Here is a 24,690-nt window from a genome sequence, read left to right as displayed (position 1 = left end):
CCGGCAGGGGGTCAGCGGATCAAGTCTCCTTCGTGGCTGAACCACTCGGCCCAATAGTCTATGCAGGCACGGATTTTCGGCAGCCGATGGCGCCCGCCCAGCGTCACGGCATGGATGGGCACGGGCTGCTCGTCGACAAAGCCCGGCAGTACCGGCACCAGCAGGCCGCGCCGCACCAGGGGCTCGGCCGCCAGCATGGCAAAGCGCGCTATGCCCAGACCCTGAAGGGCCAGCTGGCTGGTGGTGCCGGTGGAGTCGGCGCGCCAATGGCCGTCTGCCGTGATCACCACGGGCTGGCCGTCGATGATGAAGGGCCAGCGGTTGAGCGTGGTCGCGCCGCTGTTACTGATCAGGCGGTGCCGGCCCAGGTCGTCGGGGTGCTCGGGCGTGCCGTGGGCCTCCAGATAGCTCGGCGTGGCGTATAGCCTGCGCCCATGCGTGCCGATCTGGCGCATTACCGTGTTCTCGTTGGTGTGCGTTCCGCTGCGGATCGCGATGTCGACACCGTCGCGCACCATGTCCACCAGGCGGTCGTCCACCTTCAGTTCCACACGAACCTGCGGATGGCGCTGGCTCAGCCCTTCGAGGCTGGGCACCAGCAGGTATTCGGCCATCACCGTGCTGGCCGCCACCCGCACCCAGCCGCTGGCCTCGCCGCTCTGGCTGGCGAACTCGCCTTCCAGGTCGTCCAGTGTGTGTGTCATGCGCCGGCAGTAGCCGAGAAAAGTCTCCCCCTCGGGCGTGAGGGTCAGCGCATGCGTGCTGCGCTGCACCAGCCGCGCATTGCAGGTTTTTTCGATGCGGGCGATGGCGCGGGACACCTGGCTGACAGGCACGCCGCGCGCGCGGGCCGCGGCCGAGAAGCTGCCCAGCTCGGCCACGCGTGCGAACAGGTGCATGTCGTCAAAGTTCAGGTTCCGCATGCCGGCCATATTACCCATCGCCGGGCTTTTTGTTTTGCGCCTGGTGCAAGACGCATTTGCGCCGCGGGTGGTTTCCGGCGGCGGCGGTTTTGCGCACAGTGGAGCCGTACCCCAACTGAAAGGACGCTCTCATGAATTCCGCCTACACCGCATCCGAAGAAAGCCGCCTGGCCGCCGCCGCGATGGCCGAGGCGCGGCATTTGCGTGCCCTGGCACCGGCCCAGTTCTGGTCGGTGCTGGGCCGCCTCGCGCGCGGCCTGGTGCACGCAGCGCGCCCAGGCGCCGGCATTCGCCCTCAGGCGAAGTGATCGAAAGAAGCGTAGCGCCGCTCCATCAGCACGCCGGCCGCGTCCAGCAGGCGCAGGCCGAGGACCGTGTCGATGCGGCCTATGCGGCTGACGGGCGTTTGCGCCTGTCTTGCCGCTGCCTGCACGGCTTCGCGGGCGTAGACCGGCGCGGTGAAGGCGAGCTCGTAGTCGTCGCCGCCGGCCAGTGCGAACTCCAGCTGCTTGTCCGCGCCAATGCCGGTTCCGGGCCAATCCGGGTGGGCGCAAGCGGCCACCAATTGGGCGGCGAGCGCCGTCTCGAGTGTGGCGCCCACGCCTGAGGCGCGCAATATGTGCTGCAGATCGCCGATCAGGCCGTCGCTCACGTCAATGGCCGCCGAGGCGATGCCGCGCAGCGCCTGGCCCAAGGCCACGCGCGGTGTGGGTTGCTCCAGCCGGCGCCTGGCCTGGGCCAGCAAGCCGGGCGGCAAGGGCACGGTGCCGCGCAGCGCGTCCAGCGCGAGTCGCGCGTCGCCCAGCGTGCCGCTGACGTACACATCGTCGCCGGCTTTTGCGCCCGAGCGCAGCAGCGCCTGGCTTTTGCCGTTCAGCACGGTCACTTCGCCGAACACGGTGATGCAGATATTGAGCGGCCCCTGCGTGGTGTCGCCGCCCACCAGTTCGCAGCCGTGCGCATCGGCCAGCGCCAGCAGGCCTTGGGAAAATGCGGCCAGCCAGGCTTCGTCGACCCGCGGCAGGGCCAGGGCCAGCGTGAAGGCCAGGGGTTTGGCGCCGCAAGCGGCCAGGTCGCTCAAATTGACGGCCAGCGCTTTGTGGCCCAGCGTGAGGGGGGCCACGTCCGCGAAAAAGTGCCGGCCCTCGACCAGCATGTCGCTGGAAATCGCCAGCTGTGTGCCGGGCGCGGGCTGCAGCAGCGCGCAGTCGTCGCCCACACCCAGCGCCGCGCGGGCGGCGGGGCGCGTGAAGTAGCGCGCAATCAAGTCGAATTCACCCATGGCGCAGAGCATACAGGCTGCACCGGCGGGGATTTCAGGAATTCTGCTGGTGCGTCACGCCGCCGCGAAAACGTTCCGACGCCTGGCGTATGACTTCGGCCAGCAGGTGCTCCTCGCCCTGCCTTTCGCGCAGCCAGCGGGCGTCGTTGTCGCCGCGCTCCACACTGTTGCGCAGCAGGTGCAGCGAGGCGCCCGCGCCCATGGCGGTGGCGTGGCGCTCGATCCGCGCCATGGTCTGCAGGATGTGTTCGCGCAGCGGCATGTGGCCGCCGGTGGCCGGGTCCACGTAAACCGCGTCCAGGCCGAAGCGGCAGGCCTGGAAGCGGTTGTAGGTGTAGACCAGGTAGTCGTCCTCGGTGGGCACAAAGGGCTGCTCGTGCATGAACCAGGAGGCCAGCGACTGGACAAAGCCCGCCAGCGCGGTGGCGCGCTCCACCGTGAGCGGCGTGTCGAACACGCGGATCTCGATGGTGCCGAACTCCGGCTTGGGCCGGATGTCCCAGTAAAAGTCCTTCATGCTCTTGACCACGCCGGTGCGCGTCATCTTGTCGAAGTACACGGTGAAATCGTCCCAGGTCAGCGCGAAGGGCGCGCGGCCCGAGAGCGGGAAGGCGAACACCGAGTTGAGCCGCGCCGAGTCGAAGGCCGTGTCCTGGCCCTGCACATAGGGCGAGGAGGCCGACAGCGCGATGAAATGCGGGATATAGCGCGACATGCGGTGCAGCGTGAGCAGCGCGCTGTCGGCGTCGGGGCAGCCCACATGCACATGCTGGCCGAAGATGGTGAACTGCTTGGAAAGATAGCCGTAGAGCTCGGACAGCTCGCGAAAGCGCGGCTTGTCGTAAATGCGACGCTCATGCCACTGCTGGAAGGGGTGGGTGCCGCCGCCGACCACGGCGATGTTGAGCTTGTCGGCGCTCTTGACCAGCGCGTCGCGGATCTGCGAAAGCTGGCCCAGCACCTCCGATGCGTTGTGGCAGATGCCGGTCGAGACCTCAATCATGCTGGAGGTCATCTCGGGCACCACGGCGCCGGGCAGCGGGATTTTGGACATCAGGCGCAGCATGTCCTCGGCATAGGGCGCGAGGTCGTAGTCGTGCGTGTTCACCAGCTGCAGCTCAAGCTCCACGCCCAGCGACAGCGCGGCCGATTTGTGAAAAGGTTCAAGGCTCATGGACGGGTCCGGATGCGGGGCCGCGCGTGAGCGGCGCCCAGGGTTTGGAACTTTCGCCGGCGCGGTAAATGGCCACGGTGGCCAGCACCGCGCCCAGCACCTCCATCAGCAGGATGGCGGGCAGGGCCACGCTGGCGATCTGCCGGCCCAGGGCGCCCGAGGCCGTGGCGAACTGCGACACCAGCAGCAACGCGACCGAGGACATCGGCGACATCGCGCAGCCCACCCACAGCGCCTGTTTCCAGCTGGCACCGCTGCCCGCATTGCCGATGGCGACACCGATGATCTTGGCCGCCATGCGCGCCAGGACCATGGCGATGACCAGACCGGCCACCGGGCCGCTCCAGTCGGCCTGCGCAGCCACCACCGAGACCAGCACGAACATCAGCATGGTCAGCATGGCGGAGGCCGTGCCCATCTGCCGCGGCCACGACCAGGGGCGCGGGTTGAGCTGCTTGAGCAGCATGCCGCCCAGCAGCGCCGCCAGCGGTGCCGAACCGCCGAAGTGGGCTGCCAGCGCGGCGCCGGCGGCGATCAGGGCCAGCAGCAGGATGGCGGTGTTTTCGCTGGTGGGGCTCATCACGCGCAGCGCGGTGCGCAGCGTGAGGGCCAGCACCGCGCCCACCACCACCGACAGTCCCAGCACCACCAGCACCGGGTAGAGCGTGCTGAGCACGCTGGCCACACCCGATTCGGGGCGGTGCATCATGCCGGCGCGGGCGCTGCACAGCGTGAGGGCATAGAGCGTGCCCAGCGTGGACAGCACCAGCGCGCGTTCGGTGACCGGGCCGGCCGCGCGCGTGTCTATGGCTACGCGCGACAGCACGGCCGGCGAAGCGGCCATGGCCAGCAGGGCCAGCGGTTCAGCCACGGCGACGCGCACGCTCATCGCGCCCAGGGCCCAGTACACCAGAATAAAGGTCAGCGCCGATTCGGCCAGGCTTTGCACCAGCACCATGGGGTTGTGGCGAAACCAGCGCAGCGGGATGCGCCCGCCGGCCTCGAACAGCACCACGGCCACGCCCAGTTCCAGCAGAAAGAGCCCCGTGCCCTGCAGCGGCCAGACCGCGCCGGTGAACCCGGCCAGGCCGGCAACGCCGCCGACCAGCGAATAGCCGACCACCTTGGGCAAACCGGTATAGCGGTTCAGCAGGTGGCCCGCGGCGGCGGCCACAGCGAGAAGGATGGACCACTGCACGGTCGGCAAGCCTGCCGAAGGTTTGATCCATTCGGCCCAGATGGCCAGGATGTCATTCATGGGGGATGGGTCTCCACTCTGATGGGAACTTCTGCAGACAGGCCCCTGGAGGCGGCCTGTTGCGCGTTGGTCGGCCGGCCTTTACGGCCTGGGGCCCGGTGGGTTTGCGCGAAACGAAACTTGTTGCATTAATTTACAGGGGCCTCCGGTGCAGGCCTGTAGGACAAGGCCGGAAATGCCGCCCGATGCGTGTTGGGTGAAGAGTTCAACGGCGCAAACCAAATGGGGGTGTCACCATCGGGGGCCGCGGGACTGGCTTTGCCAGACCGCAGGCGCCGTCCCCTCGAGGGGAGAACAGGCTACACGCAGTGAGCCTGGACAGGGGTGAGCCTATTCAGGCATGAAGAAGCTGCGCGGATGGCTGCGCCAGCGCGCCCAGATCGCTGCGCGAATGCGGGCGCGGTCCACATTGCTCACGTTGTGCGCTTGCAGGGCCAGGCGGAACGCGAGGTAAAAACTCACGCCGAGGTTGAGCGCGCCTATCAACGGAATGGCCGCGACGCACCACCAGATGGTGGAGTGCCTGAAGGCTTCCAGGCCCAGCGAGGCGCCGGCCGCAGCCAGCTGGCCGGTGGACAGCGTGACGTGGCGCGCCTGGAGTTCCGCGCCGAAGAAACCGGTGAAGGCCGGGATCAGCCCCAGCATGAAGCCCAGCGCGATGTTGGAGGCGAAGCCCGAGATGTTGTCGCGCATGAAGCTTGACCAGCGGGCCGCGCGCTCGCTGCCCAGCACGGCGGTGATGCGCGGGTTGTGGCGCATGGCCGAGTCCAGGCGGTGCAGCACGAACCAGTTTTCGGTCCAGCCCGCGATCATGCTGGCCGCGAACAGGATGCCGCCGGTAAAGCCCGCCCACATCAGCGTGGGGCCCAGCAAGGTCAGCGTGCCCAGCACATGCTCGGCCTCGGTAGGGCTGATCATGGGCCGGCCCAGCAGCAACAGCACCAGCGTGTTGACCAGCAGCACCGCGGGCACCACCATGAACACGTTGCCGAAGACCGCCGCCACCTGCGAGCGCACCAGGTGCGTGACCTCGTCGACAAAAGCTTCGATGGTGCTGGCGGCATCGGCCGAGCCGAGGTCCTTGAGCTTGGCCGCCATGGCCGGCGCCGTCATGGCCGGCTGCTTGGTGGCCAGCGTGAAATGCAGCAGCTGGATCAGGACGAAGCTGGCGGCATACATGAGGCCGGACCAGAAGCCGCCCCAGAAGGCCGAAAGCCCCACCGCGACGATCATGAACTTGAGCAGCGTGGTGAGGGCCGTGACGGCGCCGCCGCCCATGGCCTTGCCCAGCATTTCACGGTATTCGCCGCGCGTGCGGGTGATGTAGGTCTCGCCGGTCTCGGCGCTGCGCTCGGCCACCTTGGCCGACAGCAGCGTGGAGTTGGCGCTGATCAGCGCGCTGATGCTTTTGCCCTCTTGCGCGGTGATGACGCGGCGCCCCAGCAGCTTGACGGCCGCCATGGCCGGCTTGGGCGAGACCAGGCTGTCGAGCAGCTCGCGCACGCGCAGCATGCGCTCGCGCAGCTGGCGCAGGCGAAACACCATGCCGACCGAAATGCCGTTTTCCTCCAGGTGCGTGTAGATGCTGTTGACGGCCTGGCGGCAGGCGTCCAGCCGCTCGCGGTATTGTGCGATCGCGGCCTGCAATTGCGCCTCGTCCCGTTCGGGCTTGAAGAAAGCGTTGCGCAGCCCGTCGATGTCGGCCGGCAGCGCATGAAAGGCGCGCGCGTGCGGGGTGGCGCGGTTCATGCGCAGGCGCAGCTCGGGGGCGAAACCGGTGGCGCGGATCTGCGCCGTGCAATAGGCCAGCGCGTCCATCAGGCTGTAATGCCAGTGCAGCGTGTCCATGTCGGGGCTGGCCGACAGCAGCAGGGTGAGCCGGGCGATTTGGGGCTCCTCGAGCGCGCCCATCCACTGCGCGTCAAAGCGGGTGGGCGCCACCAGGGGAAACAGCTCGGAGGCGTCGACGGTCTCGGGCGTGCCGGGCAGCCATTTGCGGCGCAGGCGCTCGGCCAGTTCACTGACGAAGGCCGTGCGCGGCGCGAAGCCGAAATCGGCCAGCAAGGTGGTGATGTCGACTGTCTGGATCAGCGTCTGCCACCAGGCCTGCAGGCGCGCGCGCAGCTCGGGCTGCATCTCGACGGCATCGATGAAGGCCTGCACCCGCGCCACCGCGGCCGGGACGGACGTCTCATCGCCGCGTATCCATTCGAAGAGCTTGATCAGCCAGACATGGCGCTGGGCCAGGCCGGCGTCCGGATCCAGCGCCTTGAGCAGGGATGCCAGGTCTTTCATCGGGCGGTCAGGACCGGGGGCCTAATGCAGGACGCGGCCGGGCGGGACGCTGCCATTGCCGTTGTGCGCCTCCAGCACGAACATGGGGATGGGTGCCTCGAAGCGTTCGCCGTCCTCAGCGACGCAAAAATAGCTGCCGTGCATGGTGCCGCTGGGCGTGCGCAGGCGCGACCCGCTGGTGTACTGGAAGGATTCGCCCGGCTTGAGCAGCGGCTGGTGGCCGACCACGCCCAGGCCCTTGACCTCCTCGTTGTGCCCGTTGGCGTCGCTGATGACCCAGTGGCGCGAGATCAGCTGGGCCGTCACTTCGCCGGTGTTGGTGACCGTGACGGTATAGGAAAACCCGTAGACATGGTCTTCCGGCGCCGATTGCTCGGGCAGGTACTGGGGAACGACTTCGCAGGAGAACTGGTATTTGGGCATGATGGGCATTGACCAACCATGTTAACCGCCTGCACCGGCTGTTGGCCGGGCGAAACAGCAACACCGCGGCAGGCGGCGGGCCCGGCTTGCTGCGACAATCCTGCCATGCCTAAAAACCAGCCGCCCACCTACCGGATCGCCCCTTCCATCCTGTCCGCCGATTTCGCCCGCCTGGGCGATGAGATCAAGGCCGTCATCGCCGCCGGCGCCGACTGGATCCACTTCGACGTAATGGACAACCACTATGTGCCCAACCTGACTTTCGGGCCCATGATTTGCCAGGCGCTCAAGCCGCACGCCAAAAAGGCCGACGGCACCCCGGTGCCTGTGGACGTGCACCTGATGGTGCAGCCCGTCGACGCGCTGGCCGCGGCTTTTGCCGACGCCGGCGCCGATCTGATCAGCTTTCACCCCGAGGCCTCCGGCCACGTGCACCGCAGCGTGCAGGCCATCAAGGCCAAGGGTTGCAAGGCCGGGCTGGTGTTCAACCCGGCCACGCCGCTGGATGTGCTGGACTGGATGATCGAGGATATCGACCTGATCCTGATCATGAGCGTCAACCCCGGCTTCGGCGGGCAAAGCTTCATCGACTCGGCGCTGCGCAAGGTCGAACAGGCGCGCAAGCGCATCGAAGCCTCGGGCAAGGACATCCGCCTCGAAGTCGACGGCGGCATCAAGGCCGACAACATCGCGCGCGTGGCCGCCGCCGGCGCCGACACCTTTGTGGCCGGAAGCGCCATTTTCGGGAAACCCGACTACAAGGCGGTCATTGACGCCATGCGGGCGGAACTGGTGAAATAGGCCGGCACGCGACGACGCCGACCCGCGCGCCAACCCCGGTAACCGGCCAGGCCGGACGCCGGCCCCCCGCCACACATGGAGGAGCCGCATGACTGAAGCTGTAAGCCAGCAAGACGGGCAGCGCCCCGCGCGCCGAGCCCGCATCCTGGTGGTGGACGACACGGCGGACGTCCGGTTTTTCCTGGTCGCCCTGCTGCGCGACGACTATGAGGTGGAGGCCGCCGAGTCGGGCGAAGAGGGCCTGCAGGTGGCGCTGTCCGAGCGGCGCCCTGAAATCATCCTGCTGGATGTGATGATGCCCGGCATGGACGGCTACGAAGTCATGCGGCGGCTGGCGCGCGACCCGCGCACGGCCGACATTCCCGTCATCTTCCTCACGGCGCTGAGCAGTGTGGAGGAGGAGCAGTTCGGGCTGGACCTGGGCGCCACCGACTACATCACCAAACCGATCAGCCCGCCCGTGCTGCTGGCGCGCGTGAGGCTGCACCTGGAGCGCAGCGCCAATGCCAAGCGCCTGAAGACCCTGTCCGAGCAGCTGTCGCGCTATCTTGCGCCGCAGGTCTACCAGTCGCTGTTTGATGGATCCCGCCAGGCAGAGATCCAGACCCAGCGCAAGCGGCTCACGGTGTTTTTCTCGGACATCAAGAACTTCACCGCCTCCACGGCGCAGTGGCAGCCCGAGGAAGTTACGTTTTTGCTCAACAGTTACTTTGAAGAGATGTCGCAGATCGCCGCCGAGTACGGCGCAACCCTGGACAAGTTCATCGGCGACGCCATCGTCATCTTCTTCGGCGACCCCCACACCCTGGGCCCGCGCCAGGACGCGGTGCAGTGCGTCAGGATGGCCGTCGCCATGCAGCAGCGCATGGCCGAGCTGCGGCAGCGCTGGAAGGCCATGGGCATCCCCAAGGCTTTCGAGATACGCATAGGCATCAACTCGGGCTTTTGCGACGTCGGCAACTTCGGCAGCAACCTGCGCATGGACTACACCATCATCGGCCGGGAGGTGAACCTCGCGGCCCGGCTGGAGCAGGCCGCCGAGCCCGGCGGCATCCTGATTTCCAGGGATACCCACGACCTGGTGCAGGGCGACATCGAGGTCGAGGAGCGCGAGCCGGTGATCGCCAAGGGGTTTTCCGAGCCCATCACGGTCTACGCGGTCCGCAAAACCCCGGCCCCGCCGGTCGCGGCGGCGGCGGGGGTGATCCAGTGCGACCGGCCCGGCCTGCGCCTGGAGCTGGACCCGGGCCGCCTTACGCCCGTGCAGCGCGCGGAGGCCGTCGCCGAGCTGCGCAGGGCGCTGGACAGCCTGGAGCCCGCGCCGCAGGCCGGTGCCGGCGCCGCCGCGCCGGCACCCGCGGCAGATGCCGGCGCGCAGGCCTCCCGCCTTGCCGCCGTGCAGGCGGCGGATGCGGCGGGCGCCGGCGATGAGGCGCTGCCGGACAGCATTGCCGGAATCAACCTGACGGTGGGCTTGAGCCGGGCGATGAACATGAAAGGCTTTTACATCTCGATGCTGCGCCGATTCATGGACGGCCGCGCGGACACGCCGGTGCGCATCCGCGAGGCGCTGGCGGCCGGCGACCTGAAGGCGGCGGAACTGCTGAGCCACTCGCTGCGCGGCGTCTCGGCGCAGATAGGCGCCACGCAACTGCCGCAGGACGCCGAGGCGCTGGAGCAGGCGCTGCGCGACAACGCGCCGCGTGAGGGCGTCGACGAGCTGCTGCTGCGCATGGAAGAATCGCTTGGTGAACTGATGGAGGCGCTGCGCTCGGCCTTGCCGCCGCCCGATGCCGTGAAATCGCCATGAACACCCGGGCCGGCCCGCTTGGTGTATCTTCTTGCTACGGGCCTACGCCATTCGGGCCGGCCCTGGACCCTTAGAATCATCAGGCAGGGCGCCCAGGCGCATGTCATGCCCCTTACCCACAGAGAGGAGCTACACCGTGCAGTACAACGACATCTACGCAGTTACGCCCAAAGGCCAGCAAGAGCTGCGCAGCGCCGCCACCACGATTTCACCGCCCGAGGTGGAGCTGCTGGTGCGCCTCGACGGCATCCTGTCCATAGCCCAGATACGCCAGAGCGTGGGGGAAGCCGTGGGCGCGACGCTGGACAGCACCGTGAAACTGCTGCTGGCCAAGGGGCTGGTGACGCAGGTCGCGCCGGACCCGTTCGCCGCCTCACTGCAGTTCCAGCTGAGCCCGACGGCGCTCACGGAGGCGGGTGCCGAAGCCGATCTCTGCGCGGCCACGCTCAAGAAGTCCAACTACTACGTGCGCATCGCCCGCAAGCGCGAGCACCCGCGCCAGCACGCGCCCGGCGAACGCCTGTCGGCCATCATCGTGGACGACGACGAGCACCTTGCCAAATTCCTGAACCACTACCTGACCTTCGAGGGTTTCGACGTGCGGGTGGCGGGCTCGCGCGCCGAAGTGGTGGCCGAGTTCCGCAAGACGCCGATTCCCGACCTGGTGCTGCTGGACGTCATGCTGCCCGATGCCGACGGCTTTGACATCCTGCTGCGCATCCGCTCGCACCCCCAGCTCAAGGACATTCCCGTGATCATGCTCACGGCGAAGGCAACGCGCGAGGCGGTGCTCAAGGGCCTGGCCAGCGGCGCCGACGGCTACATCACCAAGCCCGTGGAGACCGAGTCGCTGCTCCAGGCGGTCCGCACCGTGCTGGGCTCGCAGTAGCGCGCGAGCATGGCGAGATGAGCCGCTTTTCTGGTCAACCAGGCCTGCCGGCTCAAGTGCCATGAGGCTGCCTTTTCGCGCCACCATCAACGTCGCGCTGGGCGCCGGGATGGTCTTGATCATCCTGAGCATCGCGGCTTCCTATTTCACGATCAATTCACTGATCAGCGGCACGCAGAGCGAAACCGAGGCCCGCGAAACGGTGCTGCTGCTGGAGCAGGTCGTCTCGGAATTCCAGGCGGCGGAGTCTTCGCAGCGGCGCTACCTGCTGACCAACGTTGCCAGTGACATGGCCGCCTACCAGCGGGCCCGCTCGCTGAGCCAGCAGGCGCTACAGCGCGTGCATGCGCAGGCCGGCACGGGCAAGGACTGGCGCGCCCTGGGCGAGGCCATGACGCGCCGCTTCGAGCTCATGGAGCTGGCCATCACCGCCCGGCAGCAAACCGGGCTGGACGCAGCGGCCGCCATTGTCGGCAACGCGCCCAACCGCCAGCTTCATGACGAGATAGAGGCGCTGGTGGCCCGCATCAAGGTGGCCGAAACCCAGACCCTGGAGCACTCGAAAGAGGAGACGCGCCAGACCGCGCAGACCGTCAAGCAACTGATCCTGCTGGGCGGGTTGTTGTGCCTGAGCGTATTCGGCTGGGCCATCCAGATGATTGTCCGGGCGCAGGAAAAGCGCCGCCGCATCGAGGCCAGGCTTTCCGACAGCGAGGCCATGAGCCGGGCCGTGACCGAGAGCATGGCCGAAGGGCTGGTGACGGCCACCCAGGAGGGCATCATCGTCAACGCCAACAGCGCCGCCCGCCATCTCTTCGGCTACCGGCTCGACGACCTGGTGGGCCGGGAAGTGACCATGCTGCTGCCCACGCGTTACCGCATGGGCTTTCAGGCCTTCTTTGCGAGCCTGGGCGGGCGCCAGCGCGGCTTTCGCGAATGGGACGTCAAGGTCCTGGGCCTGCGCCACGACGGCACCGAGTTCCCGGTGAACGCGTCCTTCGGCGACGTCAATGTCGGCGGCCGCCGCCTGTTCACCGCGATCATCCACGACATCACCGAAAGCAACCGCATCAGCGACGCCCTGCGCAGCAGCGAAGCCCAGCTGCGCGAGCTGACCGACGCTGTTCCGGCCTTGATCGCCTATGTCGACAGGGAGGAGCGTTTCCGGTTCCACAACCGGGCCTATGAAGAGGCCTTCGGCCTTGTGTCCGAACAGATACAGAACCGGACCCTGTTCGAGGTCATGGGGCCGCAGCTGTACGAGCAGGTCAAGGGCCATGTGCAGGAGGCGCTGGCGGGCTACTCGGTTCGCTACGAGTGCGTGCAGGTGACGCCCGGCGGTGAGCGGCGCGAATACGTCATGAGCCATTTCCCGCGCTACGGCGAGGGGGAGGAGCAGGGCACGGTCATCGGTTTTTCCTCGCTGGGCAATGACGTGACCGAGCTCAAGCGCATAGACCGCATGAAGAGCGAGTTCGTCTCCACCGTCAGTCATGAGTTGCGCACGCCGCTGACCTCGATACGCGGCTCGCTCGGGCTGGTCTGGGGCGGTGTGACCGGTGAGCTGCCGGCGCAGGCCAAAAACCTGGTGGGCATCGCCAAGAGCAACTGCGAGCGGCTGATCCGGCTCATCAACGACATCCTCGACAGCGAAAAAATCGAATCCGGCAAGATGAGTTTTGAGCTGCGGCCCATGGAGCTGGAGCCCTTGCTGGAGCAGGCCCTGGCCGCCAATGAAGGCTTCGCGGAGCAGCACGGCGTGACGCTGGTGCTGGGCAGGATGGAGGCGCCCGTGCAGGTCTGCGTCGACAGCGACCGGTTGATCCAGGTGGTGACCAACCTGCTGTCCAACGCCATCAAGTTCTCGCCGCCGGGAGGCGCCGTGCAGGTGTCGCTGCGCACGGACGCGGCGCGCGCGCGCGTGGAGATTACCGACAGCGGCCCCGGCATTCCGGATGAATTCCGCCAGCGCATCTTCCAGAAGTTTTCGCAGGCCGACTCATCCGACACGCGGCAAAAAGGCGGAACCGGCCTGGGCCTGAGCATCTCCAAGGCCATCATCGAGCGCATGGACGGAAGCATAGGCTTCAGCACGGAAAGCCGGGTGGGTACGACCTTCTTTTTCGAGCTGCCCGTATGGCGGGAAGCGCCGCCGGTCACGGCGCCCATGGAGCTTGACGGTGTGGCGCGCCCGCGCGTGCTGGTGTACGAAGACGATCCCGATGTGGCCCAGCTTATCGGCATGATGCTGGACAACGGCGGCTATGCCGTGGACATGGCGCACACCACCGAGCAGGCGCGCGACCACCTCAAGATGGAGTCCTACGCGGCGATGACGGTGGACGTCAGGCAGCCCTATGAGAGCGGGTTCTCGCTGATACGCGAGTTGCGGGCGAACAAGCGCACCGCGCGCCTGCCGGTGCTGGTGTTATCGGTCACCGCCGCGGAGGCGCGGCAGCAGCCCGGCAGCCAGACGCTGGGGATCTCGGGCTGGCTGGAAAAACCCCTCGACGAGCAGCGCTTGCTGGGCAGCCTGGACCGCGCGATCCAGGCCAGGCGCCGCGCCGCCTCTTGAGCGCCGTTCAGGGGTAGAGCATTTCCTTGTTGATGCTGATGCAGCCGCCCGGCATGCGGATCAGGTACACATGGTGGGTGGGCGAATACGGCAGCACGCTGATATTGCGCCCTATCACGTTGAGCGGCTGCGCATAGCGGAAGTCTTGCAGGGCAACGTCCTGGCAGGACTTGTTCCAGGTGCTGACGGTGTCATAGCCGACGTCGCAGCCGCCCATCAGGCCGGGACTGAAAAACGCGCTGACAAAGGTGGTGCCCGCGGGCCCGCTTTTTTCAATCGAGGCCGAGAAGGCCGAGGCGGCCGGCGCCACGCGGTTGGCCATCAGCATCACGGCATAGCCGCCCTCCGGCCCGGTCAGCACCGGGCCCAGGGTGCGCAGGGCCTTGGAGCAGCTGGTGATCCCGGCCCCTGTCGCCAGCCGTTCAAAGGTGTTGGCGCCGGGCGGCACCGCGGCAAGCGGCGCGGGTGCAGGTGCGGGTGCAGGTGCAGGTGCAGGTGCAGGTGCAGGTGCAGGCTGGGTCAGCGTGGGCCCCGGCATCGCCGCGGCAAACAGTGCGGCACAGGCCGCGGCCAGCCGCCGCAGTGCTTTGTTGCGGCATCGGTCTTGAGAAAAAGCATTCATGGCATTCCTGGAAGGTCGGTGGCGGCAATGGAAAAAGCGCAGGCCTAGCGTAGCGCAGAAAGCCGGGCGCCAGGCAGTGGGTTCTGGCATGATCGCCGCTCCGCTTGCCACCTTTCACCGGCTGTTTTGCATGAATCCTGCTGTTCTGACGCTCACCCATTTCGACGCCGCCATGGTGGACCTGGACGGCACGCTGGTGGACACCCTGGGAGATTTCGTGGCCGCCGTGAACGCCATGCTGGCCGAACTGGGCAGGCCGGGCCAGGCGCAGGCGCTGGATGCGGCGACCGTGGGCCGCATGGTCGGCAAGGGCTCCGAGAATCTGGTGAGGACGGTGCTGGCGCATGCCGGTGAGGACCTGCCGGCGCGCTACGCCGAAGCGATGGCGAGCTACCAGCGGCATTACGCCGCCATCAACGGCTTGCACTCGGCGGTGTATCCCGGAGGGCTGGAAGGCTTGCGCGCCCTGCAGCAGGCCGGGCTCAAGCTGGCCTGCCTGACCAACAAGCCATTGGCCATGGCGCGCCAGCTGCTCAAACTCAAGGGCCTGGACGGTTTTTTCAGCGAGGTCTTTGGCGGCGACTCCTTCGCGCGCAAAAAGCCCGACCCTCTGCCGCTGCTCAAGACCTGCGAGGCGCTGGGCAGTGCGCCCGCGCGCACCCTGATGATCGGCGACTCCAGCAACGACGCGCGGGCCGCGCGGGCGGCGGGCTGCCCGGTGCTGCTGGTGACCTACGGCTACAACCACGGCGAGCCGGTGCGCGAGGTCGATGCCGACGGCTTTGTCGACTCGCTGGCCGAACTGCGCTTCCAGAAATAGCACTGGGGCGGTGAAAACGGCAACGGGGCTTGCGCCCCGTTGATCATCCGAAAGCCGCAGGCCTTATTTACCGAGCAGCGCGTCCTTGAGTTTCCAGTCAGCGGGCTGCGGGCCCAGCCAGATGCGCACCAGGGCGTTGAAAAACTCGGCTTCCTTGAAGGGCTCGCCTTGCGGTTTGCCTTTGACGGAAATCACGGTGCCGGTGCCGGGAATCCAGTCGATGGTGAAGCCTTCGCCGGCCACCAGCTTCTTCTGGTCGGCAAAAAGCTGGCCCATCCTGATCAGGCCGGGGATCAGCTTGGACATTTCCGCCTTGGGCGCGTTTTCGGTGAAGGCGGTGGTAAAGCTTTTGCCCAGTTCGTTGGAGTCAATCTCGCGCAGCAGGGTGATGCTGATGCGCTTGGGGCCGGCCATGGTGTAGACCTCTTCGGGGGTGGAGGCCTTTTTGGGCAGGTACATGCCCGCCACGTAGACTTTGAAGACGGCCTTGTAACGAATGCCCGCGCCATTGAGCTGGAGCTTGGTGCCGTGAAGCTCCACCGGGTCGTCGAGTTTGACGCCCGCCACTTCCATAGGTGCGGCAAGAATGCCGAATGAGAGCAACAGGCTGGTCAGGCCCGCGATGCATCGCGCTGTCAAAGTCATGGGCTGTCTCCAAAGAAGGGTTGAAATAGAACGAGCGTTCTTTTTTTATGTCACCATTCTCGAGTTCAGGGGCGGCCTCTCGCAAGAGGGTTTGCGAGATAAGCATTAGTACTAGTTTGTCCCGGCCATGCTTGCCCGGTGCGGGCCGGTCCCGGTCTTTGCTACACTTTGCCCTACATGTTCATTCATCGCATCATTCAAACAGGTTGTGGCGACCGGGGAGCCTGGCCCTGGCGTACCTGTCATTTCTCGCACGCCTGAGGCGCATGCGGGCCGGCGCGTTACCACGCTGCCATCGGCCCGCGCAACTGCCGCAGGTTCTGCGACACCCCCCTTTCTCATCGATGCCCTCCCGAGAGGTGCATCCCGGCCCCGGTCCTCGGGGCGTTTTGAATGACCGGCGGCGGCGCCTCTTTGCGCTTTGCCTCCCAGCGAAGGATTTACCGTGATCACTGAACTCGAATTTAAAAGCCTGGCCGGCCAGGGCTACAACCGCATTCCCCTGATGGCGGAGGCGTTTGCCGACCTTGAAACGCCGCTTTCCCTCTACCTCAAGCTTGCGCATTCCAAGGACGGCGGCAAATTCAGCTTTCTGCTGGAGTCCGTCGTCGGCGGCGAGCGCTTCGGCCGCTATAGCTTCATCGGCCTGCCGGCCCGCACGCTGGTGCGCGCCTCGGGCTTTGGCGCCGACCGGGTCACCGAGGTGGTGACGGACGGCCGCGTCGTGGAAACCTCGGCGGCCAACCCGCTGGACTTCATCGCCGACTACCAAAAGCGCTTCAAGGTCGCGCTGCGGCCGGGCCTGCCGCGGTTTTGCGGCGGCCTGGCCGGCTATTTCGGCTACGACGCGGTGCGCCACATCGAGAAAAAACTCGAAGCCAGCTGTCCGCCCGACACCCTGGGCTGCCCCGACATCCTGCTGTTGCAGTGCGAAGAGCTGGCGGTGATCGACAACCTCTCGGGCAAGCTCTACCTGATCGTCTATGCCGACCCGGCCCAGCCCGAAGCCTATGCCAACGCCAAGAAGCGCTTGCGCGAACTCAGGGAAAAACTCAAGTACTCAGTCAGCGCCCCGGTGGTCAAACCCTCGCAAAGCTATCCGGCCGAGCGCGACTTCGCCAAGGCCGACTACATCGCCGCCGTGGAGAAGGCCAAGCGCCTGATCGAAGCCGGCGACTTCATGCAGGTGCAGGTCGGCCAGCGCATCAAGAAACGCTACACCGAGTCGCCGCTGAGCCTGTACCGCGCGCTGCGCTCGCTCAACCCCTCGCCCTACATGTATTACTACCACTTCGGCGACTTCCATGTGGTGGGGGCTTCCCCCGAAATTCTGGTGCGCCAGGAACAAGTCAGCGAAGGGCAGAAGATCACCATCAGGCCCCTGGCCGGCACCCGCCCGCGCGCTTCCTCGCCCGAGGCCGACAAGGCCGTCGAGCAGGAACTGGTCAACGACCCCAAGGAGCGCGCCGAGCACGTCATGCTGATTGACCTGGCGCGCAACGACATAGGCCGTATCGCCAAGACCGGCACGGTGAAGGTCACCGAGGCCTTCGCGGTCGAGCGCTACAGCCATGTGATGCACATCGTGAGCAACGTCGAGGGCGTGCTGCTGGATGGGATGACCAGCATGGACGTGCTCAAAGCCACTTTCCCGGCCGGCACGCTGACCGGCGCGCCCAAGGTCCACGCCATGGAAATCATCGACCAGCTCGAACCCACCAAACGCGGCCTCTACGGCGGCGCCTGCGGCTACCTCAGCTATGCCGGCGACATGGACGTGGCGATTGCCATACGCACCGGCATCATCAAGGACCAGACGCTGTATGTGCAGGCGGCGGCCGGCGTGGTGGCCGACTCGGTGCCCGAGCTCGAATGGAAGGAAACCGAAGCCAAGGCGCGCGCGCTGCTGCGGGCGTCCGAGCTTGTCGAGGAGGGCCTGGAATGAGCACGACCATCCGCCCAACCGTGGAGCACTGCCATACCATGGCCGACGTGCGCCGCAACATCGATGCGCTTGACGACCGCATCGTGGCGCTGGTCGCCGAGCGCAGCGCTTACGTCGCGCAGGCCGCGCGCATCAAACAAAGCGCCGGCGAGATCGTCGACAACGCGCGCATCGAATTCATCGTGGACCGCGTGCGCGCCCAGGCCCGCGCGGCCGGCGCCCCCGAGGCTGTCCTGGAAGCGGCCTACCGCGCCATGATCGCCGCATCCATTGATTTTGAGCGCGGCGAATTCCAACGCCTGCGCCAGGAGGCCTGAACATGAAGCGCAGCAAACTCTTGATGATCGACAACTACGACAGCTTTACCTACAACATCGTCCAGTACTTCGGTGAACTGGGCGCGGAGGTCGAGGTGTTTCGCAATGACGAAATCAGCGTGGCGGACATCGCCGCCTGCGCGCCCGACCTGCTGGTGGTCTCGCCCGGGCCGTGCTCGCCGGCCGAAGCAGGCATCTCGGTCGCGGCGATCCAGCATTTCGCCGGCAAGCTGCCCATCCTGGGCGTCTGCCTGGGCCACCAGAGCATAGGCGCGGCCTTCGGCGGCAACATCATCCGCGCGCAGCAGCTCATGCACGGCAAGACCAGCGTGATCACCACCACGCAAGAGGGCGTGTTCGCCAATTTGCCCGAGCAGTTCGTCGTCAACCGTTACCACTCGCTGGCGATTGAAAAATCGTCCTGCCCCAAGGCCCTGGCCGTCACGGCCTGGACGGACGACGGCGAGATCATGGGCGTGCGCCACAAGGAGCTGCCCATCCAGGGCGTGCAGTTCCACCCCGAATCGATACTGACCGAGCACGGCCACGCCATGCTGAAAAACTTCCTGGAGCAAAGCGCATGAGCCAGGCATTTGTGGATTTACGCAGCGACACCGTGACCCGGCCGACCGCCGCCATGCGCGAAGCCATGCTGGCCGCGCCGCTGGGCGACGACGTGTTCGGTGATGATCCCGCCGTCAATGGACTGCAGGAAAAAATCGCCGGTCTGCTGGGCTTTGAGGCCGCGCTGTTTGTGCCCACCGGCACGCAGAGCAACCTCTGCGCCATCCTGAGCCATTGCCAGCGCGGCGACGAGTACATCGTCGGCCAGATGGCGCATTGCTACCGCTGGGAAGGCGGCGGTGCGGCGGTGTTCGGCAGCGTGCAGCCGCAGCCGCTGAACCACCATAGCGACGGCACGCTGGCCCTGGCCGAGATCGAGGCGTCCATCAAGCCCGACGACGCGCATTTCGCGCGCACACGCCTGCTGGCGCTGGAAAACACCCTGGGCGGAAAACTGCTGCCTTTTGACTATGTGCAGCAGGCCACCGCGCTCGCGAAAAAGCACGGCCTGGGCCGCCACCTGGATGGCGCGCGGCTGTTCAATGCCGCTGTCGCGCAGGCCGCGCAAACAGGCGGCAGCGCGCTGGCCGAGGCCAAACGCATCGCAGGATGCTTTGATAGCGTCTCTGTCTGCTTCAGCAAGGGCCTGGGCGCGCCTGTCGGTTCGGCGCTGTGCGGTTCGCGCGAGTTCATCGCGCGGGCGCACCGCATCCGCAAGATGGCGGGCGGCGGCATGCGCCAGGCCGGCATGCTGGCGGCGGCGGCTTCGTTTGCGCTGGACCATCATGTGGGGCGCCTGGCCCAGGACCACGCGCTGGCCAGGCAGCTGGCTGACGGCCTGGCCGGCATTGAAGGCCTGCAGGTTGAAGCGCCGCAGACCAACATCGTGTTTGTCGACCTGACGGGCGCGGCGCGCGAGCAGTCCGCGGCCCTGCTCAAGCACCTGGCTGGCAGGGGCATACAGGCCACGGGCCTGTACCGCCTGCGTTTTGTCACTCACCTGGATGTGGATGCCGCCGGCGTGGACCGCGCGGCGGCCGCCATCCGGGAATTCTTTCGTCGCTGAGGAGCCGCCATGCCAGATTTCCAACACCTGTTGCTGTTTATCGCGGCCGGCTGGCTGCTCAACCTGACGCCGGGCCCTGACGTGCTTTACATCGTGACCCACTCGCTGCGCTCGGGCGCGCGCGCCGGCATCGTGGCCGGCCTGGGCATCACCGCGGGCTGCTTTGTCCACATCTTCGCGGCGGCCGTGGGTGTGGGCGCATTGCTGGCCACGTCGGCCCTGGCCTTTACCGTGCTCAAGTGGATAGGCGCGGCCTACCTGCTGTGGATAGGCGCGAAGATCCTGCTGTCCAGGGCACCCCAGGCCACGACCGACCTCGCCGCGGTCGCCGCCGCCGAAGCGCCCAAGCCCCTGAAGGCGATTTTTATGGGCGGCTTCTGGACCAATGTGCTCAATCCCAAGGTGGCGATTTTTTTCCTCGCCTTTGTGCCGCAGTTCATCGCACCGGGCACTGAAAACAAGGCGCTGGCCTTTGTGCTGCTGGGCATGCTGTTCAACCTGAACGCCATTCCGGTCAATTCGGGCTGGGCCGTGGCGGCCGCCTGGATGGCCAGGCGCGACGCCGTGCAGCGCGGCATGCACTGGCTGGACCGTGCGGCCGGCGCCATGTTCATCGCGTTTGGCCTCAAGCTTGCCTTTACCGATAATCCCGCGAATTGAGCCTTACTCCAGCCCCGGAACAAACAAGCGAGACACGCCATGCCCCATACCCACAAAATCACCCCGCAGGAAGCGCTGCAGCGCACCATCGAACACCGCGAGATCTTCCACGACGAGATGCTGCACATCATGCGGCTCATCATGAGCGGCGAGATGTCGCCCGTGATGATGGCCGCGCTGATCACCGGCCTGCGCGTCAAGAAAGAGACCATAGGCGAGATCACCGCCGCCGCGCAGGTGATGCGCGAGTTCTCCACCAAGGTTCACGTGGCCGACAAAACCCACCTGGTCGACATCGTCGGCACCGGTGGCGACGGCTCGCACACCTTCAATATCTCCACCTGCTCCATGTTTGTGGCGGCGGCGGCCGGCGCCAAGGTCAGCAAGCACGGCGGGCGTAGCGTGAGCAGCAAGTCGGGCAGCGCCGACGTGATCGAGTCGCTGGGCATCCATATTGGCCTGAAGCCCGAGGCCATCGCCAAGTGCATAGAACAGGTCGGCGTGGGTTTTATGTTCGCGCCCAACCACCACCCGGCGATGAAAAACGTCGCCCCCATCCGCAAGGAACTGGGCGTGCGCACCATCTTCAACATCCTGGGCCCGCTGACCAACCCGGCCGGCGCGCCCAACATCCTCATGGGCGTGTTCCATTCCGACCTGGTGGGCATACAGGTGCGCGCCCTGCAGCGCCTGGGTGCCGAGCATGCGGTGGTGGTCTACGGCAAGGACGGCATGGATGAGGTCAGCCTGGGCGCGGCCACCGTTGTCGGTGAACTCAAAAACGGTGAAATCACCGAATACGAAATCCACCCCGAAGACTTCGACATGCCCATGGCCAGCAACCGCGCGTTGCGCGTGGAAACGCCCGAGCAGTCCAAGGCCATGCTGCTGGGCGTGCTGGACAACCAGCCCGGCGCGGCGCGCGACATCGTGATCCTCAATGCCGGCGCGGCGCTGTACGCTGCCAATGTGGCCGACTCCATGAAGGCCGGCATAGGCCTGGCCCGCGAGGCGCTGGCCTCGGGCGCGGCCAAGGCGCGCCTGCAGCAGCTGGTTTCCACCACCCAACAACTTGCGGCCTGAACACCATGTCCGACATCCTCGACAAAATCATCGCCGTCAAGCGCCAGGAAATCGCCGAGGCGGTTCGCAAGAAACCCTTGGCCGTGATGCGTGAAGACGCCGAATCGCGCGTGCTGACGCGCGACTTCGTGGGCGCGCTGCGCGCCAAGATCGCGGCGGGCCAGCCCGCGGTGATCGCCGAAGTCAAAAAAGCCAGCCCGTCCAAGGGCGTGCTGCGCGCCGACTTCATCCCGGCCGACATCGCGCAAAGTTATGCCGAGGGCGACGGCACGCTCAGCGCGGCATGCCTCTCGGTGCTGACCGACAAGCAGTTCTTCCAGGGCAGCGTCGACTACCTCAAGCAGGCCAGGGCTTCGTGCAGCCTGCCGGTGCTGCGCAAGGACTTCATGGTCGACCCTTACCAAGTCTATGAGGCGCGTGTCATGGGCGCCGACTGCATCCTGCTGATCGCCGCCTGCCTGGACGATGCGCAGATGAAGTCGCTGGAGGCGCTGGCCATGTCGCTGGACATGGCGGTGCTGGTCGAGGTGCACGACAAGGCTGAACTGGAACGCGCGCTCAAGCTCAAAACGCCGCTGATCGGCATCAACAACCGCAACCTGAAAACCTTCGAGGTCTCGCTGGACACCACGCTGGGCATGCTGGGCCAGGTTCCCGCGGACCGCTTGCTGGTCACCGAGTCCGGCATCGCCACGCCGGCCGACGTAAAACGCATGCGCGACGCCGGCATCAACGCCTTCCTGGTCGGCGAGGCCTTTATGCGCGCCGATGAGCCGGGCCTGGCGCTGGCGCAGCTGTTTAGCGGCAAGTAAACCAGGAGGCGGTGCAGATGAACCCTCCGGACCAGCTGCTGAGCGCGGACCCCGCGGACTGGCCGGTGGCACCCGGCTGGCGTCCCACCACCGAGGCCTTTTTCGCGTCCCCTACCGGCGGCAAGCTGCTGGATTTCCTGCAGGGCCGGCTCGCGCAAGGCGCGGTGATCTTTCCGCCCCAGCCGCTGCGCGCGCTGGAACTTACGCCGCCCGAAGAGGTGCGCGTCGTGATCCTGGGCCAGGACCCCTACCACGGCCGGGGCCAGGCCGAGGGGCTGGCCTTTTCCGTCGCGCCCGGCGTGGCCTTGCCGCCTTCGCTGCGCAACATTTTCAAGGAACTGCAGCGCGACCTGGGCACGCCGCCGCCCAAGTTCCCGGTGCCCGGCGGCAGCCTGGTGAAATGGGCCACGCACGGTGTGCTGCTGCTCAATACCTGCCTCACGGTGGAAGAAAGCCAGCCGGCCAGCCATTCAGGCAAAGGCTGGGAAGTGTTGACCGACACGCTGATCCGCCAGGTCGCCGACGGCGACCACCCGGTGGTTTTTATGCTGTGGGGCTCCCATGCCCAGAGCAAGCGGGCCCTGATTGACGCCAAGCGCCACAAGGTGCTGGTGGCCAACCACCCTTCGCCACTGTCGGCCCTGCGCCCGCCCTTGCCTTTTATCGGTTGCGGCCATTTCTCGCAGGCGCGGGAATGGCGTGACGCGCACCCGAAACCCTAGCGTTGGACGGCAAGCACTAATTTAACAAGGGGCTGTGAGCGGGCGCCCTAGAACTCCTGGGGGAGGCTGCCGACATAGTCGCGCCGGATATTGACCGTGCTTTGTTGGCCCAGCGCTTCAAAGTGGCGGCGCAGCCAGCGTTTGGCCGCGCCCTGGCCCATTTCAAACAGTTTTTCGATCATGGCGCCGTCGGCCGACATCTTGCTCGACGAGGGCAGGTTTTCCAGGGCCTCGCCGCCGTCGATGCGGTGCAGCAGCAGGCTTTTGTACTTCACGCCTTCCTGCAGGCGCCCGTCCGCCAGCAGGCGGTTGATGAAATCGATGGTGCGCATCTGGGACAGCAGGCTGGCGTTAAAGGTCAGCTCGTTCACCCGGTCCATGATGTCTAGCGGCGTGTGGGGCACCTCGGGCCGCCGCAACGGGTTAATCTGCACCACGATGATGTCGCGGCTGCTGCATTCGCTGATCAGGGGCAGCAGGGAGGGATTGCTGGAAAATCCACCGTCCCAATAAGACTGGCCGTCAATTTCCACCGCCTGGAACAGCGTGGGCAGGCAGGTGGAAGCCATCACCGCCTGCAATGTCAGGCGTTTGCCCGAAAAGATTTCGGCCTGGCCGGTGTTGACATGGGTCGCGGACACAAAAGCCTTGGGCAGTTGCAGGGCGGCGACGGCGGGAAAGTCGATTTCCGCCTGCAGCAGCTTGCGCAGGGGATTGATGTCCAGCGGGTTGGACTGGTAGGGCGACAGCCATTGGCTCATGGCGTTGCTAAAAAAGTTAGCGCCCACTTTATCGGAGGGCCAACCCCCCAGAAGCATCTTGCTGATGCCGTCGGCCATGGAGCCCAGGCTGCCCATGGCGGCCACGCCCTGCCAGATCCGGGCCAGCGAGGCGCGGGCCGCCTCCCGGGGATTGGGCGTTCCGCTGTCTTTGTGCGCGGCGACGGCAAATCCGTGCGCCAGCGCCACGGCATTGACCGCGCCCGCGCTGGCGCCGCTGATGCCGTCGAACTGGATGCGCTCGTCCTGCAGCAGGGCGTCCAGGACGCCCCAGGTGAAGGCGCCGTGGGAGCCGCCGCCCTGCAAGGCCAGGTTGACCCGGCGCTGGGAGGAGGGGTCGGGCGGCGAGGGGATTGGGGGCGGGGTGCTCATGAGGTATTTTTAATGCTTTTTGCGATACCCGGGGATTCCGTCCGACATAAAACCGTGGCATAATCCGAGGTTCGCTTGAAGGATGGGTGCCCGAGTGGCTAAAGGGGGCAGACTGTAAATCTGTTGGCTAACGCCTACGCTGGTTCGAATCCAGCCTCATCCACCAGATTTTTGTTGATTTTTGGCAGGCGGACAGTGCAAGGCAGTCGCAAAAAGCGGGTTTTGAGCTGTGAGTGGTTTGATGTGAGTTGAATTGGCAGAGCTGCGCGGGAGTAGTTCAATGGTAGAACCCTAGCCTTCCAAGCTAATGACGCGGGTTCGATTCCCGTCTCCCGCTCCACAAAGTCGCGGTTTTGTGGTGTTTAAGGGCTCTGTTGGTTGGTCTTGCGTTGGATTGCGGTGGGATTGAAGTCGTTTGACTTTTTGAAGAATTTAAGCCCTTTTGGCTCAGTGGTAGAGCACTCCCTTGGTAAGGGAGAGGTCGCGGGTCCGATTCCCGCAAAGGGCACCAATTTTGAGCCGGCGCAGCATGCAAGGTGCTGCGGCTGGCGGTAGTGATTCACTGGTTTTGTAACTCTTTATAAATTTCTGGAGTTGAAAAAATGGCAAAAGGCAAATTTGAGCGGACCAAGCCGCACGTCAACGTAGGCACGATTGGCCACGTGGACCATGGCAAGACGACGCTGACGGCGGCGATCACGACGGTTCTGGCATCGAAGTTCGGCGGCGAAGCCAAGGGCTACGACCAAATTGACGCGGCACCGGAAGAAAAAGCGCGCGGCATCACGATCAACACCGCCCACGTCGAGTACGAAACGGCCAATCGCCACTACGCCCACGTGGACTGGGACTG

General features: G+C 66.1%; 24 protein-coding genes and 3 tRNA genes. 18 read left to right on the top strand and 9 right to left on the bottom strand.

All coding sequences use genetic code 11. The annotated features are described in order from the left end of the window. Positions 1 to 11: 11 nt before the first annotated feature. Positions 12 to 941: a LysR family transcriptional regulator gene (locus tag AC1D09_RS22530; RefSeq protein WP_477664543.1), complete on the bottom strand. Its 930-nt coding sequence runs from the start codon at positions 939 to 941 to the stop codon at positions 12 to 14. A gap of 113 nt (positions 942 to 1,054) precedes the next feature. Here AC1D09_RS22530 and AC1D09_RS22525 point away from each other — a divergent pair, with 113 nt between their 5' ends. Then, positions 1,055 to 1,231: a hypothetical protein gene (locus AC1D09_RS22525; protein WP_477664544.1), complete on the top strand. Its 177-nt coding sequence runs from the start codon at positions 1,055 to 1,057 to the stop codon at positions 1,229 to 1,231. Here AC1D09_RS22525 and thiL read toward each other — a convergent pair. The 5 genes from thiL to apaG form a co-directional block, all read right to left on the bottom strand. Then, the gene (gene thiL / locus AC1D09_RS22520; RefSeq protein WP_477664545.1) at positions 1,219 to 2,205 is read right to left on the bottom strand and encodes a thiamine-phosphate kinase; all 987 of its coding nucleotides are present in this window, start codon (positions 2,203 to 2,205) and stop codon (positions 1,219 to 1,221) included. The genes AC1D09_RS22525 and thiL overlap by 13 nt on opposite strands. A 34-nt stretch (positions 2,206 to 2,239) precedes the next feature. Continuing rightward, positions 2,240 to 3,379, bottom strand: a complete 1,140-nt coding sequence (locus AC1D09_RS22515; RefSeq protein ID WP_477664546.1) for a YbdK family carboxylate-amine ligase — start codon at positions 3,377 to 3,379, stop codon at positions 2,240 to 2,242. Then, complete coding sequence (locus AC1D09_RS22510; protein WP_074578853.1) at positions 3,369 to 4,637, bottom strand: cation:proton antiporter; 1,269 nt, start codon at positions 4,635 to 4,637, stop codon at positions 3,369 to 3,371. Before AC1D09_RS22510 ends, AC1D09_RS22515 begins: the two co-directional genes overlap by 11 nt. A 330-nt stretch (positions 4,638 to 4,967) precedes the next feature. Then, positions 4,968 to 6,932 carry a site-specific recombinase gene (locus AC1D09_RS22505; RefSeq protein WP_477664547.1) on the bottom strand — a complete coding sequence of 655 codons (1,965 nt, stop codon included), beginning with the start codon at positions 6,930 to 6,932 and terminating at the stop codon, positions 4,968 to 4,970. A 21-nt stretch (positions 6,933 to 6,953) separates the two neighbouring features. Beyond that, on the bottom strand, positions 6,954 to 7,355 hold the full coding sequence (gene apaG, locus AC1D09_RS22500) for a Co2+/Mg2+ efflux protein ApaG (RefSeq protein ID WP_007874098.1): 402 nt from the start codon (positions 7,353 to 7,355) through the stop codon (positions 6,954 to 6,956). A 105-nt stretch (positions 7,356 to 7,460) separates the two neighbouring features. On the opposite strand from apaG, the gene rpe reads away from it, so the two are divergent. From rpe to AC1D09_RS22480, 4 genes are all read left to right on the top strand, one after another. Next, a complete protein-coding gene (gene rpe / locus AC1D09_RS22495; RefSeq protein WP_477664548.1) occupies positions 7,461 to 8,156 on the top strand; it encodes a ribulose-phosphate 3-epimerase in 696 nt (231 codons plus the stop codon). A gap of 88 nt (positions 8,157 to 8,244) precedes the next feature. Continuing rightward, positions 8,245 to 9,966 (top strand): adenylate/guanylate cyclase domain-containing protein, encoded by a 1,722-nt coding sequence (locus AC1D09_RS22490; RefSeq protein ID WP_477701244.1) that lies wholly within the window; start codon positions 8,245 to 8,247, stop codon positions 9,964 to 9,966. Between the two features lie 136 nt (positions 9,967 to 10,102). Next, positions 10,103 to 10,855 (top strand): response regulator transcription factor, encoded by a 753-nt coding sequence (locus AC1D09_RS22485; RefSeq protein ID WP_477664760.1) that lies wholly within the window; start codon positions 10,103 to 10,105, stop codon positions 10,853 to 10,855. A 61-nt stretch (positions 10,856 to 10,916) separates the two neighbouring features. Then, positions 10,917 to 13,430 carry a PAS domain S-box protein gene (locus AC1D09_RS22480; protein WP_477664759.1) on the top strand — a complete coding sequence of 838 codons (2,514 nt, stop codon included), beginning with the start codon at positions 10,917 to 10,919 and terminating at the stop codon, positions 13,428 to 13,430. 7 nt (positions 13,431 to 13,437) lie between these two features. Here the strand turns inward: AC1D09_RS22480 and AC1D09_RS22475 are convergent, their stop codons facing one another. After that, positions 13,438 to 14,052, bottom strand: a complete 615-nt coding sequence (locus AC1D09_RS22475) for a hypothetical protein (RefSeq protein WP_477664758.1) — start codon at positions 14,050 to 14,052, stop codon at positions 13,438 to 13,440. Between the two features lie 130 nt (positions 14,053 to 14,182). Between AC1D09_RS22475 and gph the strand changes: the two genes are divergently transcribed. Next, positions 14,183 to 14,872: a phosphoglycolate phosphatase gene (gph, locus tag AC1D09_RS22470; RefSeq protein ID WP_477664757.1), complete on the top strand. Its 690-nt coding sequence runs from the start codon at positions 14,183 to 14,185 to the stop codon at positions 14,870 to 14,872. A 63-nt stretch (positions 14,873 to 14,935) separates the two neighbouring features. On the opposite strand, the gene AC1D09_RS22465 is transcribed toward gph, so the two are convergent. Further along, positions 14,936 to 15,517 (bottom strand): chalcone isomerase family protein, encoded by a 582-nt coding sequence (locus AC1D09_RS22465; RefSeq protein ID WP_477664756.1) that lies wholly within the window; start codon positions 15,515 to 15,517, stop codon positions 14,936 to 14,938. 445 nt (positions 15,518 to 15,962) lie between these two features. On the opposite strand from AC1D09_RS22465, the gene trpE reads away from it, so the two are divergent. Genes trpE through AC1D09_RS22425 form a run of 8 tightly spaced genes read left to right on the top strand, consistent with a single transcriptional unit; the run spans position 15,963 to position 22,686 of the window. After that, on the top strand, positions 15,963 to 17,462 hold the full coding sequence (gene trpE, locus AC1D09_RS22460; RefSeq protein WP_413328546.1) for an anthranilate synthase component I: 1,500 nt from the start codon (positions 15,963 to 15,965) through the stop codon (positions 17,460 to 17,462). Continuing rightward, positions 17,459 to 17,779 (top strand): chorismate mutase, encoded by a 321-nt coding sequence (locus tag AC1D09_RS22455; RefSeq protein WP_477664755.1) that lies wholly within the window; start codon positions 17,459 to 17,461, stop codon positions 17,777 to 17,779. Before trpE ends, AC1D09_RS22455 begins: the two co-directional genes overlap by 4 nt. Before the next feature lie 2 nt (positions 17,780 to 17,781). Continuing rightward, positions 17,782 to 18,363, top strand: a complete 582-nt coding sequence (locus AC1D09_RS22450) for an aminodeoxychorismate/anthranilate synthase component II (RefSeq protein WP_477664754.1) — start codon at positions 17,782 to 17,784, stop codon at positions 18,361 to 18,363. After that, positions 18,360 to 19,409 carry a low-specificity L-threonine aldolase gene (ltaE, locus tag AC1D09_RS22445; protein ID WP_477664753.1) on the top strand — a complete coding sequence of 350 codons (1,050 nt, stop codon included), beginning with the start codon at positions 18,360 to 18,362 and terminating at the stop codon, positions 19,407 to 19,409. The genes AC1D09_RS22450 and ltaE overlap by 4 nt, the downstream gene beginning before the upstream one ends. A 9-nt stretch (positions 19,410 to 19,418) precedes the next feature. Further along, on the top strand, positions 19,419 to 20,069 hold the full coding sequence (locus AC1D09_RS22440) for a LysE family translocator (protein ID WP_477664752.1): 651 nt from the start codon (positions 19,419 to 19,421) through the stop codon (positions 20,067 to 20,069). 39 nt (positions 20,070 to 20,108) lie between these two features. Then, positions 20,109 to 21,152, top strand: coding sequence for an anthranilate phosphoribosyltransferase (gene trpD / locus AC1D09_RS22435; protein ID WP_074578877.1), 1,044 nt, complete (start codon positions 20,109 to 20,111; stop codon positions 21,150 to 21,152). 5 nt (positions 21,153 to 21,157) lie between these two features. Continuing rightward, a complete protein-coding gene (trpC, locus tag AC1D09_RS22430) occupies positions 21,158 to 21,964 on the top strand; it encodes an indole-3-glycerol phosphate synthase TrpC (protein ID WP_477664751.1) in 807 nt (268 codons plus the stop codon). A 17-nt stretch (positions 21,965 to 21,981) separates the two neighbouring features. Next, complete coding sequence (locus tag AC1D09_RS22425) at positions 21,982 to 22,686, top strand: uracil-DNA glycosylase (RefSeq protein ID WP_477664750.1); 705 nt, start codon at positions 21,982 to 21,984, stop codon at positions 22,684 to 22,686. A gap of 47 nt (positions 22,687 to 22,733) precedes the next feature. Here AC1D09_RS22425 and AC1D09_RS22420 read toward each other — a convergent pair whose 3' ends face one another. Further along, positions 22,734 to 23,837 carry a patatin-like phospholipase family protein gene (locus AC1D09_RS22420; RefSeq protein WP_477664749.1) on the bottom strand — a complete coding sequence of 368 codons (1,104 nt, stop codon included), beginning with the start codon at positions 23,835 to 23,837 and terminating at the stop codon, positions 22,734 to 22,736. A gap of 80 nt (positions 23,838 to 23,917) precedes the next feature. On the opposite strand from AC1D09_RS22420, the gene AC1D09_RS22415 reads away from it, so the two are divergent. The 4 genes from AC1D09_RS22415 to AC1D09_RS22400 all read left to right on the top strand — a co-directional run. After that, positions 23,918 to 24,003, top strand: a tRNA-Tyr gene (locus AC1D09_RS22415). A gap of 100 nt (positions 24,004 to 24,103) precedes the next feature. Further along, positions 24,104 to 24,177: transfer RNA gene (locus AC1D09_RS22410), tRNA-Gly, on the top strand. Between the two features lie 96 nt (positions 24,178 to 24,273). Continuing rightward, a tRNA-Thr gene (locus tag AC1D09_RS22405) sits at positions 24,274 to 24,348 on the top strand. Positions 24,349 to 24,439: 91 nt separating this feature from the next. Further along, a partial coding sequence (locus AC1D09_RS22400; RefSeq protein ID WP_477701243.1) for a GTP-binding protein occupies positions 24,440 to 24,690 on the top strand: 251 nt, incomplete at its 3' end.

The organism is Polaromonas sp. P1_A2 (assembly GCF_056406895.1).
Note: the sequence above shows the minus strand (reverse complement) of the source record. Positions and strands in the feature narration are given on the sequence as shown.

What these genes read in the sequence shown, in the direction of transcription:
- AC1D09_RS22530 (WP_477664543.1), bottom strand. Translation starts at nt 941, where the DNA reads ATGGGTAATATGGCCGGCATGCGGAACCTGAACTTTGACGACATGCAC.
- AC1D09_RS22525 (WP_477664544.1), top strand. Translation starts at nt 1,055, where the DNA reads ATGAATTCCGCCTACACCGCATCCGAAGAAAGCCGCCTGGCCGCCGCC.
- thiL (WP_477664545.1), bottom strand. Translation starts at nt 2,205, where the DNA reads ATGGGTGAATTCGACTTGATTGCGCGCTACTTCACGCGCCCCGCCGCC.
- AC1D09_RS22515 (WP_477664546.1), bottom strand. Translation starts at nt 3,379, where the DNA reads ATGAGCCTTGAACCTTTTCACAAATCGGCCGCGCTGTCGCTGGGCGTG.
- AC1D09_RS22510 (WP_074578853.1), bottom strand. Translation starts at nt 4,637, where the DNA reads ATGAATGACATCCTGGCCATCTGGGCCGAATGGATCAAACCTTCGGCA.
- AC1D09_RS22505 (WP_477664547.1), bottom strand. Translation starts at nt 6,932, where the DNA reads ATGAAAGACCTGGCATCCCTGCTCAAGGCGCTGGATCCGGACGCCGGC.
- apaG (WP_007874098.1), bottom strand. Translation starts at nt 7,355, where the DNA reads ATGCCCAAATACCAGTTCTCCTGCGAAGTCGTTCCCCAGTACCTGCCC.
- rpe (WP_477664548.1), top strand. Translation starts at nt 7,461, where the DNA reads ATGCCTAAAAACCAGCCGCCCACCTACCGGATCGCCCCTTCCATCCTG.
- AC1D09_RS22490 (WP_477701244.1), top strand. Translation starts at nt 8,245, where the DNA reads ATGACTGAAGCTGTAAGCCAGCAAGACGGGCAGCGCCCCGCGCGCCGA.
- AC1D09_RS22480 (WP_477664759.1), top strand. Translation starts at nt 10,917, where the DNA reads ATGAGGCTGCCTTTTCGCGCCACCATCAACGTCGCGCTGGGCGCCGGG.
- AC1D09_RS22475 (WP_477664758.1), bottom strand. Translation starts at nt 14,052, where the DNA reads ATGAATGCTTTTTCTCAAGACCGATGCCGCAACAAAGCACTGCGGCGG.
- gph (WP_477664757.1), top strand. Translation starts at nt 14,183, where the DNA reads ATGAATCCTGCTGTTCTGACGCTCACCCATTTCGACGCCGCCATGGTG.
- AC1D09_RS22465 (WP_477664756.1), bottom strand. Translation starts at nt 15,517, where the DNA reads ATGACTTTGACAGCGCGATGCATCGCGGGCCTGACCAGCCTGTTGCTC.
- AC1D09_RS22455 (WP_477664755.1), top strand. Translation starts at nt 17,459, where the DNA reads ATGAGCACGACCATCCGCCCAACCGTGGAGCACTGCCATACCATGGCC.
- AC1D09_RS22450 (WP_477664754.1), top strand. Translation starts at nt 17,782, where the DNA reads ATGAAGCGCAGCAAACTCTTGATGATCGACAACTACGACAGCTTTACC.
- ltaE (WP_477664753.1), top strand. Translation starts at nt 18,360, where the DNA reads ATGAGCCAGGCATTTGTGGATTTACGCAGCGACACCGTGACCCGGCCG.
- AC1D09_RS22440 (WP_477664752.1), top strand. Translation starts at nt 19,419, where the DNA reads ATGCCAGATTTCCAACACCTGTTGCTGTTTATCGCGGCCGGCTGGCTG.
- trpD (WP_074578877.1), top strand. Translation starts at nt 20,109, where the DNA reads ATGCCCCATACCCACAAAATCACCCCGCAGGAAGCGCTGCAGCGCACC.
- trpC (WP_477664751.1), top strand. Translation starts at nt 21,158, where the DNA reads ATGTCCGACATCCTCGACAAAATCATCGCCGTCAAGCGCCAGGAAATC.
- AC1D09_RS22425 (WP_477664750.1), top strand. Translation starts at nt 21,982, where the DNA reads ATGAACCCTCCGGACCAGCTGCTGAGCGCGGACCCCGCGGACTGGCCG.
- AC1D09_RS22420 (WP_477664749.1), bottom strand. Translation starts at nt 23,837, where the DNA reads ATGAGCACCCCGCCCCCAATCCCCTCGCCGCCCGACCCCTCCTCCCAG.